This window comes from Flavobacterium xizangense (assembly GCF_054075145.1).
In genome coordinates this window covers 1-252 of record NZ_JBSIPG010000218.1, presented here as the reverse complement: position 1 = coordinate 252, position 252 = coordinate 1, and the positions used below count along the sequence as shown (strand labels likewise).

Below are 252 nucleotides of genomic sequence, written 5' to 3'. Positions count from 1 at the left end.
CAATTACACTTACAACGATACCGAAATAGAAACGATGAAGCTGATAAACGAATACCGTGTGAGTGTTGGTTTGAATGCTTTGGAAAGAGTGAATCATATTTCTTTTAAATGTGAAGAACATAATAAATATATGATTCAAAATAATGTTGTAAATCATAACGATTTTACGGCTAGATCTAGTAATATGACTAGCGTATTGGGAGCTAAGAAAGTAGGAGAGAATGTTGCTTACAATTATAAAACTGCCGAAGC

At 32.5% G+C, this 252-nt stretch carries 1 protein-coding gene; it reads left to right on the top strand.

From position 1 onward, the window contains the following. The coding region (locus ACWA1B_RS23180) for a CAP domain-containing protein (RefSeq protein WP_456911025.1) at positions 1-252 on the top strand (252 nt) is incomplete at both ends.